A 12,699-nucleotide genomic window follows, 5' to 3' on the forward strand; every position below is an offset into this window, starting at 1 on the left:
GTGGCCTCGACACGACCCAAGGTAGGGACGAAAAACTCGGCGCCCGTTAGCGAATCATTAGGGGTTCGTTAGACCCGCACCGGCATCGTCCGGCGCTGGATCCGCAGCCACACCGCGAAGCCCCAGACCACGAAGCCCGCGTACACCAGGTACAGGATCGCCGACGGGTAGTAGCCGGCCTCGAGCAGCAGCGGGACGCCGACGACGTCGACGGCGATCCAGATCAACCAGAACTCGGTCCAGCCGCGGGCCATCCCGTAGGTGGCGAGCATCGAGCCCATGAAGATCCACGCCTCCGCCCACGGGCCGTAGGACCCGAGCCGGGCGAAGATCTGCGCGAACGCCACGGTGCCCGCGCCCATCGCGAGCACCAGCAGGAGCCGGTCCCGCGGCGGCGCCCACCGGGGCAGCACCGCCTGGCCGGACTCGTGCCGCGACCGCACCCACTTCGTCCAGCCGTACACGCTCACGCTGATGAACATCAGCTGGCGGCCTGCCTGGCCGTACAGGTTCAGCTCCTGTGGGGTGTGGAACAGCGCGCCCATGAACACGGTGAACAGCAACGCATTCCGGCGATGCCGACCGGCCACGCCCACACCACGCGCTTCATCCCGCCGATCGCGGACGCGATGCCGAAGGTGTTGCCGACGATCTCGCGCCACAGGATCGTGGCCCCGCCGATGTGCAGTTCCGCATCGAACAGGGCGAGCAGCGGGTTCACGGAGCTAGTCGGCGGTCGCGACGAGCGGCTCGAGGGTCAGCTCCGGAAGCTCCTTCTGCAGGTACTGCAGCCGCCACTTGTCGCTGATCAGGGCGAGCATCACACCGTCGGACCTGGTGAAGACCTCGACCCCGCGCTGGCGGCCCAGCTCGGTGGCCGACTCGGCGTCCGTGCGGCGAGCCAGCGCGTACGGCAGGCCCTCCATCCGGGCCTCCACCGAGAACTCCGCCTTCATCCGCGCGGCCACCACCTCGAACTGCATCGGGCCGACGGCCGCCATCACCGGAGCCGCGTCGCCGCGAATGTCGTTGCGCAGCACCTGGACCACGCCCTCGGAGTCGAGCTGCTCCACGGCGCGGCGGAACTGCTTGTACTTGCTCGCGCTCTCCGCGCGCAGCACCGAGAAGTGCTCGGGCGCGAACGAGGGGATCGGCGGGAACTCCACCTTCTTGTCCGTGAACAGGGTGTGGCCGGGGGCAAGGGCGGTCGCGTTCACCAGGCCGACCACGTCGCCCGGGTACGCCGATTCGACGGTGGAGCGCTCGCGGCCGAACACGGTCTGCGCGTACTTGGTGGTGAAGGGCTTGCCGGTCTGGGCATGCGTGACGACCATCCCGCGCTCGAAGACACCGGAGACGATCCGCATGAACGCCAAGCGATCTCGGTGGCTCGTGTCCATGCCCGCCTGCACCTTGAACACCACCGCGCTGAACGGATCGGTGACCTCGCGCGAGGCGCCCTTGATGTCGTCGCGCGGGCCGGGGGCTGGCGCGAGCGCCACCAGGGTGTCGAGGATCTGCCGGACGCCGAAGTTCAGCATCGCGGAGGCGAAGATGACAGGGGAGGTCTGTCCGGCCAGGAACATCTCCTGGTCGTGGTCCTGCCCGCTGGCGGAGAGCAGCTCGCTCTCCTCGACCGCGGTCTCCCAGTCGGAGCCGTCACGGGCCGCGGCCGCGTCGGCGTCGAGGATCTCCTCGGGTGCGATCGTGGCGCCGCCGGCCGTGCGGGTGAACCGGATGTACTCCTGCGGGGCGCCGTCCTCGCCGCGCCGCAGCAGGCCGCGGAAGTCGCCCGCGATGCCAACCGGCCAGTACAGGGGGGTCGGGGTCAGGCCGATCCGCTCGTGGATCTCGTCGAGCAGCTCCAGCGGGGTCTGGCCCGGGCGGTCCCACTTGTTGATCACGGTGATGACCGGGATGCCGCGGTGGCGGCACACCTGGAACAGCTTGAGGGTCTGCGGCTCGAGGCCCTTGGCGGCGTCGATGAGCATGACCGCGGCGTCGACCGCGGTGAGCACCCGGTAGGTGTCCTCCGAGAAGTCGGAGTGACCCGGGGTGTCGACGAGGTTGATGACGCTGATCGGATCGTTCGGCTCGGACTCGCCGGACTTGTAGTTGAACTGCAGCGCGGTCGAGCTGACCGAGATGCCGCGGGCCTTCTCCATCTCCATCCAGTCCGAGACCGTGGACCGGCGACCGGCCTTGCCGTGCACGGCGCCCGCCTCCGAGATCATCTTCGCGTGCAGCGCGAGGGCCTCGGTCAGCGTGGACTTACCGGCGTCCGGGTGCGAGATGACCGCGAAGGTCCGTCGCCGGGTGGCCTCGGCGGCCAGGCCCTTCGGCGTCGCGGGGGTCCCGGCCGAGGCGACCTCCGCGGGGGCGTCGGGGGAGGTGGAGGCAGACGCCGGCGCGGGCTCGGTGGTCACCGGGATTCCTAACTGATATGAGACGGACAAGATGGCGAAACGCCAATATGCCAGGCTACCCGTGCGGGTGACGCCTATGCTCGAGTGCACCCCGAACCAGGCCGTGGCCCCCGGGAGTAACGGCCGAATTGCGTTTCCGGAAGTACCAGTGAGGGCTCTGGGGCCCTCGGTGCGGCGTCCTCCGCGCCCGACCGCCTCGTCCCTCCATCGTGCGGAGGAGGGCGTCATGAGCCGGTTCACCGAAGAGATGTATGCCAACGCTGCGGACAGTGTCCATGGGCTCGTGACCGGGGAACCGGACAGTCCGCACCGCCAGGTCTGGAGCGAGATCCATGCGGTCGCCCGCGCGATGGCAGGCGCGCTCGCGGCCGCGGGCATCGGACACGGCGACGCGATCGGGATCCTCGCCGGTCAGCCGGTGGACATTGCCCCGTCCGTGCAGGCCATCTGGATGCGCGGTGCCTCCGTGACCATGCTGCACCAGCCGACTCCGCGCACCGACCTGACCGTCTGGGCGGAGGACACCGAGACGGTCATCGGCATGATCTCGGCCAAGGCTGTCGTCCTCGGCGCACCCTTCGACGCGGCGGCGCCGCTGCTCGAGGAGCGCGGCATCAGGGTCGTCACGATCGGGGACCTGCGCGCGGGACCGGACATCGATCCGGTGCGGACCGCCGAGTCCGACATCGCCCTGCAGCAGCTCACGTCAGGGTCGACGGGGTCACCCAAGGCCGTGCAGATCACGCACGGGAACTTCTACACGAACTCCTGGGCGATGCTGTCCCGGATCAAGTTCTCGGTCGACGACGACGTGATGGTGAGCTGGCTGCCGCTGTTCCACGACATGGGCATGGTCGGTTTCCTCACCCTGCCGATGCAGATCGGTGCCGAGATCGTCAGCATCACGCCGATGGACTTCCTCACCTCGCCGCTGTTGTGGGCGGAGCTGATGGGCAAGTACCGGGGCACGGTCACCGCCGCGCCGAACTTCGCGTACTCCCTGCTCGCCAGGCGGCTCGCGCAGGCCGAGGACGGCATCGTGGACCTGTCGACGGTGCGCTGCCTGCTCAACGGTGCGGAGCCGGTGGACGCCGAAACGATGCTCGCGCTCGCGGAGGCGGGGGCACGATTCGGGCTTGACCCGTCGGCGCTGGCGCCGACGTACGGGATGGCGGAGGTGACCCTCGCGGTCTCCCTGCCCCAGCCGGGGCAGGGATTGGTGCTGGACCTGGTGGATCCGGACCTGTTCGAGGCGGGCGGCCTGGCGGTGCCGACCGACCGTGCCAATGCCCGCCGGCTCCCGACCCTCGGCCCGCTGGTGTCCGGCCTGGAGGGGCGCATCGTCGGTGAGGACGGACGGGTGCTCCCACGCCGAGCGGTCGGCATCATCGAGCTGCGGGGTGGGTCCGTCACCCCCGGCTACCTCACTGTGGACGGGCACAGGCCCGCGCAGGACTCGGACGGGTGGTTCAACACCGGCGACGTCGGGTATTTCACCGAAGAGGGCCTGATGGTGGTGTGCGGGCGCGTCAAGGACGTGATCATCATGGGCGGGCGCAACGTCTACCCGACCGACATCGAGCGGGCCGCGTGCACCGTCAGGGGGGTGCGGCCCGGCAATGCCGTCGCGGTGCGGCTCGATGCCGGGCAGAAGCGGGAGTCGTTCGCGGTCGCGGTGGAGACCAACGACCACGAGGACCCCGAGGAGGTCAAGCGGATCGAGCACGAGGTGGTGCACGCGGTGGTCTCGGAGGTCGGCGTCCGACCGAGGACGGTGGCCGTGCTCGGTCCTGGCAGCATCCCGAAGACGTCCTCCGGCAAGCTGCGGCGCGGTCGGTCGGCGTCGCTGGTGAGCGGGGCGTGATCCGGCGGAGCGTCGGCGGGCCGGCTATTCGCGGATGCTGACCTCGGCGGTCGAGCCGTCGAAAGTGAACGATCCGGCCGGCCCTCGGCAGGACATGGACTTGCCGTCGAGGGCGGTACACGACAGCTCTCCGACCGTGAGCGTCGAGCCGGGCGGCAGCAATTGGCCCGTGATGAAGGCCCCGGCGACGTTGACGACCTTGCTGACCCCGTCGGGCTCGATGACGATCGCGTCGGCGGGCGCCCGCACGCCGGTCTGGGGGTCGACGATCGGCGGATCCGACTTCGGCAGGGGGAGGTCACACAGCATGTGCGGCGCCTGGTTGTCAGCCTGGTTGGGGTTGAACCAGCAGCCCGCGACCCCGGAGACGAGGTGGAACACATGTTTCCCGTCGCCGATCGAATACTCGGCGGGATCGACCTGGACCGCCTCGGCGGCGGTGGCCACCCCTGGGGTATCCGAATTCGCGCAGCCGCCCACCAGTATCCCGGTCACCAGCACGAGCCCGGCACCTGCTGCGCCACCCCACCGAACCACTACGCCCCCTGCGTCATTCTCGATCTCCACACGATCGCGACGTCCGCCGCATAGCCCAGATAGTAGCCAGCCCGGTTCGATCAGTGCAGTTGGTTCTGCGCGGCCTCGAGCCCGACGCGGAGCAGCAACTCGACGGCGTCCGCTGCCTCCTCGCAGACCAGGTCCAGTTCTTTGCGCTCGACCGATGAGAACGGCTTGAGCACGTAGTCCGCGGGATCCATCCGGCCGGGCGGCCGACCGATGCCGACGCGGGCGCGCAGGTAGTCCTTGGTGCCGATCGCGCCGGAGATCGAGCGGAGGCCGTTGTGCCCGCCCTCGCCGCCACCGAGCTTGAGCCGGAGCGTGCCGAAGTCCAGGTCCAGCTCGTCGTGCACGACCACGAGATTCGCGGGTTCGACCGAGAAGAACCGGGCGAGCGCGGCCACCGGCTTGCCGGACAGGTTCATGTACGAGCGCGGCTTCGCCACGATCACCTGACGGCCCGCGATGCGCAGCGTGACCGCGTCCGAGCCGCTTTTCTTGTGTGCGGTGAACCGGGCCCGCTCGCGGGCGGCCAGGGCGTCGACCACCATGAACCCGACGTTGTGCCTGGTGCGTTCGTACTGCGGTCCTGGATTTCCCAGCCCGACGACGAGGGCAGTTGATTCGGATGGCTGGGTCAACGCGGTCGGCTCTCGGTCGTAGGGGTGGGGCCGCGAACGGCAACGGCGCGCCGTCCCTCGCGGGATGGCGCGCCGTTGACGTTAGCGCTGCACTGATGTGTGCGGTGGAGCGACTCAGCCCTCGGCGGACTCGGCCTCGGCGGCGGTCTCCTCGGCGGGGGCCTCGGCACCCTCGACGCCCGCACCCTCGGCCTCCATGGCCTCGGCGGACGGGGCGGCGACGATGTTGACGACCAACACCTCGGGGTCACCCTGGAGGGTGGCGCCCGCGGGCAGGGTCAGGGCGGATGCCAGGATCTGGCTGCCGACCTCGAGGCCCTCGACCGAGACCTCGATGGACTCGGGCAGGTTCATGGCGTCGGCCTCGACGGAGACGGTGGCGGCGTCCTGGGCGACCAGGCTGCCGGCTGCGGCCTCACCGATGACGACGACGGGCACCTCGACGGTGACCTTCTCGCCCTTCTTGATGACCAGCAGGTCGGCGTGCTCGATGTAGTTGCGGATCGGGTGGACGACGACCGACTTGGTGAGCGCGATCTGCTCCGTGCCCTCGATGTCGAGGGTGAGGACGGCGTTGGTGCCGTGCGCGCGCAGGACCTTGGCGAACTCGCGGGCGTTCAGCGCGAGGTGGCGCGGCTCTTCCTGGTGGCCGTAGAGGACCGCGGGGACCTGGCCGTCGCGGCGGGCGCGGCGTGCGGCACCCTTGCCGAACTCGGTGCGGACGGCGGCTTCGAGGCGATTGGCATCGGTCGACATGGGGAAACAGCTCCTACGGCTCACATCAGATTTGATTCGGTGGCATTGCGGTGATCTCGACGGGGGCGGACGAACGCGCACGGCCCGGAGCGCAAACTGCTCGAAAGGTAGCCGTAGCCGCGTCGATCACGGTGAGCCAACGAAGTGGTTCACCCTCGCCGAGACAACGCAGGCCAGCATACCGGAGATGCCTGACCCCCCGCGAATCGGCCTCGACACGCGTCCGGTGCGCAATCGAGCGGGGGTCGGGGGTGGCCGTTAGGTTTGGACGGAGATCGAAGGACACCACAACTCCAGGGAGCATCGATGACTGACGTAACCGCCGCGCTGGCGCCGCTGGGCGTGCTCGCCCCGTTCGCCGGCCACTGGGCGGGCTCCGGCGAGGGGCACTACCCGACGATCGAGGATTTCGCATACGACGAGCAGGTCAACCTGACGCCGATCGGGAAGCCCTTCCTGACCTACCTGTCCCGGACCCGCAAGCCGGGCGGCGGGCCGCCGATGCACACCGAGAACGGTTACCTGCGGCTCACCGGCGGGGACAGCGTCGAGCTGCTGGTCAGCCAGCCAACGGGATTCGTCGAGATCCATCAGGGTGAGGTCCGCGACGGCGTGCTCGAGATGACGGCGCTGACGCTCAGTCGGTCCCCGAACGCGAAGCCCGTGCACGAGATCCGCCGACGCTGGGTGGTCGCGGGAGATCTGCTCACCTACGACCTGTGGATGGCGCACGACGCGACGCCGCTCACCCACCACCTGCACGCCGAGCTGCGCAGGCAGGACCAGACCGGCTAGAGCGCCGCGACCGCCTCGACGAGCCGCTCGAGGTCCTCGAACGAGTTGAAGCAGTGCGGCGACGCCCGCACCACCGCCTCCAGGTCCCGGTTGCTCATGTCCACCAGCGTCGAGCCGCGGCCGCTGACGGTCACCGTGATGTCCTTGGCGGCCAACGCTTCCCGCACGGCCGCCGGGGCCACCCCGTCGACGGTGAAGGAGACGATGCCGCTGCGGGTGTGGCCGAGATCGCGCACCGTCGCGCCGGGGACCGTGGCCAGCCCGGCACGCGCGGCCTCGGCACGCTCCGACACCGCGGCGCTCACCTCGTCGATCCCCAGTTCGAGCAGATAGCGGACCGCCGCGCCCAGGCCGAGCCGGCCCGCGACGCTGCACTCCCAGAACTCGAACCGCGACGCGTCGCCGGCCATCCGGTAGCCGTCGGTCGCCGTCCACTGCGCGCCGTGCAGGTCAAGCGCGGCGGGTTCGAGGGTGCCTGCCAGCTCGGGGCGCACGTAGAGGAATCCGGTGCCCCGTGGGGCCCGCAGCCACTTGCGGCCCGTCGCCGAGAGCGCATCGACGCCGAGCGTGGCGACGTCCACCGGGATCTGGCCGACCGACTGACAGGCGTCGAGAAGAACCAGCGCGCCGACGCCGCGCGCCAGGTCCACCACCTCACGGACGGGATTGATCAGCCCGCCGTTGGTCGGCGCGTGCACCAGCGACACCAGGCGCACCCGCTCGTCGAGCATCCGGGAGAGGGCGTCGAGGTCGATCTCCCCGGTCGGCGTGGACGGGACCACCTCGACGACCGCGCCGGTCGCACGGGCGCGCTGCAGGGCCGCGATGGCGTTGCTGGCGTACTCGACCTCGGTGATCAGGACTCGATCGCCCGGGGCGAGCGGCACCGCGTAGAAGAAGTCGGTCCACGCCCTGGTCGCGCTCTCCACCAGCGCGAAGTCTCCTGCCTGGGCGCCGAGCAGCTCGCCGAGCGCGGTCTTCACGTCGGCCAGGTCGGCGGCGCGCTCCCCGGCGGCGAGGTAGCCGCCGATCTCGGCTTCCCGTCGCAGGTGGGCGATGACCGCCTCGAGCACCGGCTCGGGGGACAGCGACGAGCCGGCACTGTCGAGGAAGACCTTGTCGAGGCAGCCGGGCGTATCGCGGCGCAGGCGTTGCTGATCGAGCATCTTCACGGCCCTCCGGACTGACTGAGCTGGCGTTGTCTGTCGGACAGTACCGTCGCCGCAGTCGGCGCGACGGGTGCGCGATCGGCGATCGCGGTTTAGTGTCGGTGACGGTCTCTATTGTCGAATTCGTACTTGCCGAACACGCGCCGCCGACGATCGGAGCAGCTGATGGCGATGGCAGTGGATTCGCGCCGGCTCACCACCCGAGCCGCCGCGGAGGCGTACGTCGGTGGTGTCTGTTTCAAGCTCGGCCCACCCCGGCTCATCGGTGCCGAACTGGAATGGCTGACCGCTCGTGATGACCCCGCGCGGAGCAGGCCGGACCTCGGCGACATCGCCGCTGCGCTGGGGCCGCACGCACCGACATCGATTGCCCCCTCTTCACCCGCTCTGAGTCTGCCGAGCGGAAGCGCCGTCACCATCGAACCCGGCGGCCAGATAGAACTCTCCAGTGCGCCCCTGTCCTCGGCCGAGGACCTGTGTGTCGCGCTCGCCGCCGACGAGGCCGTCCTTCGTCGCCTGCTGAGGGCGGCGGGAATCACCGTCCGTTCCCATGCCGCCGACCGGTCCCGCCAGGCCGAGCGGTTGCTGCGACTGCCCCGGTACCGGGCCATGGAGGAGCGGTTCGACGGGATCGGTCCGTTCGGCAGGCTGATGATGTGCAACACCGCGGCCACCCAGGTGAGCGTCGACGCGGGGGCGGACCCGCCCGAGGTGGCCGCCCGCTGGCGGTTGCTGCACGACGCCGGGCCCGCGTTGCTCGCGGCCTTCGCCTGCTCGCCCCGGCTGCGCGGGACACCGGACGGCGGGTGGGCCTCGCAGCGGATGCGGACCTGGCTCGAGCTCGATCCGGACCGGACCCGGCCGCTGCACACCGCCGATCCGATCGCCGACTACGGCCGCTGGGCGCTCGACGTGCCGCTGCTCTGCGTGACCGGTGGACGGGGCGCGGATTCCGACGGCGACTGGTCGGCGCCGCCGGGTGCCACTTTCGCGGACTGGATCGCTGGGGCGCTCGACGCCGAGATCGACAGGCGCCCGGACCTCGCCGACCTCGACTACCACCTGACCACGCTGTTCCCTCCCATCCGGGCCGCGGGCCACCTGGAGGTGCGGTACCTGGACGCACAGCCGGGCGACCTGTGGCGGGTGCCCATCGCGGCGCTGGCCGCGCTGCTCGGCGACCAGGACACCGTCGCGGAGGCCACCGCGATCGCGGCGTCGACCGCGGGACGGTGGCGCGACGGCGCCGAGTTCGGGCTCCGTGACGGCGAACTGCGCCGCGCCGCAAGCGAATTGCTGTTCCTGGCCGCGGCGCGGTCGCCCCGGTTCGAGGAGGAGCTCGCGTCCGCCGCCGAGCGATGTTGCCGCGGAATGACCCCAGCAGAGGAGCACCACCGATGACCGCCGGCCCCTCGACCCGCCCGACGGCACCCGAAACCCCGACACCCGAGGCGCTGCGCGCCCAACTCGCGACGGTGCTGGCCCGCGCCCGCGCCCGCAGCGCGGCCCTCACCGACTGCGTCGACGAGTCGGAACTGATCGCGCAGCACTCGCCGCTGATGAGCCCGCTGGTGTGGGACCTCGCGCACATCGGCAACCAGGAGGAGCTGTGGCTGGTTCGCGACGTGGGCGGCCGCGAACCGGTTCGCCGCGACATCGACGAGATCTACGACGCCTTCAAGCATGCTCGCGCGGACCGGCCCGCATTGCCGTTGCTGAACCCGGCGGAGGCGCGCGGCTACGTCGCCGAGGTCCGGGACAAGGTGTGGGACATCCTCGACCGTTCGCCGCTGGCTGGCAGACCGGTCGAGCGGGACGGTTTCGCGTTCGCGATGATCGCCCAGCACGAGCAGCAGCACGACGAGACGATGCTGGCCACCCACCAGTTGCGCAGCGGCCCAGCGGTCTTGCGCGCCGTCCCGGCGCCGGACCCCGTGCGCGCGGTGACACCGGACGAGGTGGTGATCCCCGGCGGGGAGTTCACCATGGGCACCTCAACGGATCCCTGGGCGCTGGACAACGAGCGGCCCGCGCACGCGGTGAACGTCGCGACCTTCGCGCTCGACGTCGCCCCGGTCACCAACGGGCAGTACCGGGAGTTCATCGCGGACGGTGGGTACGAGCGCGCCGAGTTGTGGAGCGAACGCGGCTGGGCGCACCGCCGGTCGGCAGGCCTGACGGCGCCGCAGTTCTGGGAGCGCGACGCGGCGGGGGACTGGTGGCGGAGGTCGTTCGGGACGCTCGCGCCGCTGAACCCGAACCAGCCGGTGGTGCACGTCTGCTATTTCGAGGCGCAGGCGTACGCCCGGTGGGCGGGCAAGCGGCTGCCCACCGAGAGCGAGTGGGAGAAGGCCGCCCGGTGGGACCCAGCGACCCGGCGATCTCGCCGATACCCCTGGGGCGATGAGGAACCCGGCTCCGGGCACGCGAACCTCGGGCAGCGGCACCTCGAGCCCGCCGGTGTCGGCGCGTACCCGCGCGGCCGGTCCCCGCACGGCGTGGACCAGCTGATCGGCGACGTCTGGGAATGGACCTCGTCGGACTTCCTGCCCTATCCGGGTTTCGCGGCGTTCCCCTACCGGGAGTACTCGGAGGTCTTCCACGGCGGCGACTACAAGGTGCTTCGCGGCGGCTCGTTCGGCACCGACGCGGTGGCCTGCCGCGGTACCTTCCGCAACTGGGACCATCCCGTGCGGCGGCAGATCTTTGCTGGATTCCGCTGTGCGCGCGACGTGCAGGAGAGCGCGTAGATGTGCAGGCATCTGGGTTATCTGGGCCCACCGCGCGCGGTGGGTGAACTGATCACCGCCGGATCGCACAGTCTGCGTGACCAGTCCTGGGCGCCGCGGGACATGCGCAGGGGCGGCACGATCAACGCGGACGGATTCGGTGCGGCGTGGTGGCAGGGTGATCCGGGATCGCCGGACGGGGTGCAGGCGTACCGGAATCCGGTGCCGATGTGGGCGGACCCCGCGGTCGACGGGGTGCTCGGTCAGGTCCGGTCGGGTGCCGTGGTCGCGGCGGTCCGCTCGGCGACGGTCGGCATGGCGCTCGAGCGCGCAGCGTGCGCCCCGTTCACCGGCGACGGGTGGGCACTGAGCCACAACGGCCGGATCGTGGGCTGGCCGGATTCGATGGCCGGGCTCGCCGAGTGGTTGCCTGCCGTGGAGCTGCTGCGGATGCCGGCGCTGACGGACTCGGCCCTGCTGTGGACCCTGGTGCGGCGCCGCCTGGATGCGGGCAAGCCGGCCGCCGCGCTGGCGTCGGTGATCGCCGACGTCCTCGAGGCCGCCCCCGAATCGCGGCTGAACCTGTTGTTGGGCAACGGGACGACGCTGTGGGCGACCACCGTCTACCACTCGCTGTCGGTGAAGGTGGACGAGCTCAGCGCGATGATCTCGTCGGAGCCGATCGACGACGACCCGGGCTGGCAGCCCGTACTGGATGGGCACCTCGTCGAGGCGCGACCGGGACACCTGAACATCACCGAGTTGGGAGACCACCTATGAGCGAACCGACCCTGGAGATCCACTTGGCGCCGGAGCAGCTGCTCGGCTCCCTGCGCGAGGACGCCCTGATCGGGCTCACGTCGACACCGAAGTGGCTGCCGCCCAAGTGGTTCTATGACGCCAGGGGCAGCGAGCTGTTCGAGGAGATCACCAGGCTGCCCGAGTACTTCCCGACCCGAACCGAGCGGGAGCTGCTGCGGGCGAGCGCCGCAGACATCGCGGAGGCCACCTCCGCGCAGATCCTCGTCGAGCTGGGCTCTGGTTCCTCGGAGAAGACCCGGTTGCTCCTGGGCGCGCTGACCGAGCACGGAACGCTGGAGCGCTATGTGCCGCAGGATGTGTCGGAGGCCGCGCTGGCGTCCGCAGTCGGGCAGCTCGCCGACGAGTTCCCGTCGCTGGCCGTGCACGGAATCGTCAGCGACTTCACCGACACCCTGCACAACCTGCCGCGGGGCGGCACGAGGATGATCGCGTTTCTCGGCGGCACCCTCGGCAACCTGGTCCCCGACGAGCGGGCCGAGTTCCTGGCGTCGATCGCCGAGGTGCTCGACGAGGGGGAGCAGCTGCTGCTGGGCGTCGGGCTGGTCACCGACCCGGCGGTGCTGGTTCCGGCCTACGACGACGCGGCGGGGGTGACCGCACAGTTCAACAGGAACGTCCTGTCGGTGCTCAACGAGCAACTCGGCGCCGACTTCGATGTGGATCGGTTCCGGCACGTGGCGCTCTGGGACGAGACGAACGAGTGGATCGAGATGCGGCTGGAGGCCGCCGAGGCGATGAGCGTGTGTCTGCCGGGTATCGGCCTGGACGTGCGCTTCGACGCGGGGGAGCAGATGCGCACCGAGATCTCGGCGAAGTTCCGCGTGGAGGGCATCGGCAAGGAACTCGACGCCGCGGGGTTCGGCAGCGATCGGGTGTGGACCGATCCGGACGAACGATTCGCGCTGATCCTGGCGGACAAGAAATAGACCAGAGCCGGGC

The 12,699-nt window shown here is 70.4% G+C and carries 11 protein-coding genes and 1 pseudogene; 6 read left to right on the forward strand and 6 right to left on the reverse strand.

Annotation, left to right across the window (positions count from 1 at the left end; all coding sequences use genetic code 11):
- Window positions 1-68: 68 nt before the first annotated feature.
- Window positions 69-721, reverse strand: a pseudogene (pnuC, locus tag ABIC28_RS11270) (nicotinamide riboside transporter PnuC).
- 4 nt (window positions 722-725) lie between these two features.
- A complete protein-coding gene (locus ABIC28_RS11275) occupies window positions 726-2,426 on the reverse strand; it encodes a peptide chain release factor 3 (RefSeq protein WP_097212293.1) in 1,701 nt (566 codons plus the stop codon).
- A gap of 226 nt (window positions 2,427-2,652) precedes the next feature.
- On the opposite strand from ABIC28_RS11275, the gene ABIC28_RS11280 reads away from it, so the two are divergent.
- Complete coding sequence (locus ABIC28_RS11280) at window positions 2,653-4,290, forward strand: fatty acyl-AMP ligase (RefSeq protein WP_097212294.1); 1,638 nt, start codon at window positions 2,653-2,655, stop codon at window positions 4,288-4,290.
- Window positions 4,291-4,314: 24 nt separating this feature from the next.
- Here the strand turns inward: ABIC28_RS11280 and ABIC28_RS11285 are convergent, their stop codons facing one another.
- The 3 genes from ABIC28_RS11285 to ABIC28_RS11295 form a co-directional block, all read right to left on the reverse strand.
- Window positions 4,315-4,827 (reverse strand): hypothetical protein, encoded by a 513-nt coding sequence (locus tag ABIC28_RS11285; RefSeq protein WP_097212295.1) that lies wholly within the window; start codon window positions 4,825-4,827, stop codon window positions 4,315-4,317.
- A gap of 80 nt (window positions 4,828-4,907) precedes the next feature.
- Window positions 4,908-5,489: an aminoacyl-tRNA hydrolase gene (pth, locus tag ABIC28_RS11290; RefSeq protein WP_097212296.1), complete on the reverse strand. Its 582-nt coding sequence runs from the start codon at window positions 5,487-5,489 to the stop codon at window positions 4,908-4,910.
- Between the two features lie 114 nt (window positions 5,490-5,603).
- Complete coding sequence (locus ABIC28_RS11295) at window positions 5,604-6,245, reverse strand: 50S ribosomal protein L25/general stress protein Ctc (RefSeq protein WP_097212297.1); 642 nt, start codon at window positions 6,243-6,245, stop codon at window positions 5,604-5,606.
- Between the two features lie 306 nt (window positions 6,246-6,551).
- Between ABIC28_RS11295 and ABIC28_RS11300 the strand changes: the two genes are divergently transcribed.
- Window positions 6,552-7,040, forward strand: coding sequence for a heme-binding beta-barrel domain-containing protein (locus tag ABIC28_RS11300; RefSeq protein ID WP_097212298.1), 489 nt, complete (start codon window positions 6,552-6,554; stop codon window positions 7,038-7,040).
- Here ABIC28_RS11300 and ABIC28_RS11305 read toward each other — a convergent pair.
- Complete coding sequence (locus ABIC28_RS11305) at window positions 7,037-8,206, reverse strand: aminotransferase class V-fold PLP-dependent enzyme (RefSeq protein ID WP_097212405.1); 1,170 nt, start codon at window positions 8,204-8,206, stop codon at window positions 7,037-7,039. The genes ABIC28_RS11300 and ABIC28_RS11305 overlap by 4 nt on opposite strands.
- A 168-nt stretch (window positions 8,207-8,374) precedes the next feature.
- On the opposite strand from ABIC28_RS11305, the gene egtA reads away from it, so the two are divergent.
- Genes egtA through egtD form a run of 4 tightly spaced genes read left to right on the forward strand, consistent with a single transcriptional unit; the run spans window position 8,375 to window position 12,686 of the window.
- Complete coding sequence (gene egtA, locus ABIC28_RS11310; protein ID WP_354578920.1) at window positions 8,375-9,610, forward strand: ergothioneine biosynthesis glutamate--cysteine ligase EgtA; 1,236 nt, start codon at window positions 8,375-8,377, stop codon at window positions 9,608-9,610.
- Window positions 9,607-10,959 (forward strand): ergothioneine biosynthesis protein EgtB, encoded by a 1,353-nt coding sequence (gene egtB, locus ABIC28_RS11315; protein ID WP_354578922.1) that lies wholly within the window; start codon window positions 9,607-9,609, stop codon window positions 10,957-10,959. The genes egtA and egtB overlap by 4 nt, the downstream gene beginning before the upstream one ends.
- Window positions 10,960-11,718: an ergothioneine biosynthesis protein EgtC gene (egtC, locus tag ABIC28_RS11320; protein WP_097212301.1), complete on the forward strand. Its 759-nt coding sequence runs from the start codon at window positions 10,960-10,962 to the stop codon at window positions 11,716-11,718.
- Window positions 11,715-12,686 carry an L-histidine N(alpha)-methyltransferase gene (egtD, locus tag ABIC28_RS11325; RefSeq protein ID WP_269589450.1) on the forward strand — a complete coding sequence of 324 codons (972 nt, stop codon included), beginning with the start codon at window positions 11,715-11,717 and terminating at the stop codon, window positions 12,684-12,686. The genes egtC and egtD overlap by 4 nt, the downstream gene beginning before the upstream one ends.
- Window positions 12,687-12,699: the final 13 nt, after the last annotated feature.

Source organism: Rhodococcus sp. PvR044, from assembly GCF_040548995.1.
Lineage (GTDB): Bacteria > Actinomycetota > Actinomycetes > Mycobacteriales > Mycobacteriaceae > Rhodococcus_G > Rhodococcus_G oryzae.

Coding starts and splice junctions, on each gene's coding strand:
- ABIC28_RS11280 (WP_097212294.1), top strand. CDS start 2,653: ATGAGCCGGTTCACCGAAGAGATGTATGCCAACGCTGCGGACAGTGTC.
- ABIC28_RS11295 (WP_097212297.1), bottom strand. CDS start 6,245: ATGTCGACCGATGCCAATCGCCTCGAAGCCGCCGTCCGCACCGAGTTC.
- ABIC28_RS11305 (WP_097212405.1), bottom strand. CDS start 8,206: ATGCTCGATCAGCAACGCCTGCGCCGCGATACGCCCGGCTGCCTCGAC.
- egtD (WP_269589450.1), top strand. CDS start 11,715: ATGAGCGAACCGACCCTGGAGATCCACTTGGCGCCGGAGCAGCTGCTC.
- egtA (WP_354578920.1), top strand. CDS start 8,375: ATGGCGATGGCAGTGGATTCGCGCCGGCTCACCACCCGAGCCGCCGCG.
- egtB (WP_354578922.1), top strand. CDS start 9,607: ATGACCGCCGGCCCCTCGACCCGCCCGACGGCACCCGAAACCCCGACA.
- ABIC28_RS11300 (WP_097212298.1), top strand. CDS start 6,552: ATGACTGACGTAACCGCCGCGCTGGCGCCGCTGGGCGTGCTCGCCCCG.
- egtC (WP_097212301.1), top strand. CDS start 10,960: ATGTGCAGGCATCTGGGTTATCTGGGCCCACCGCGCGCGGTGGGTGAA.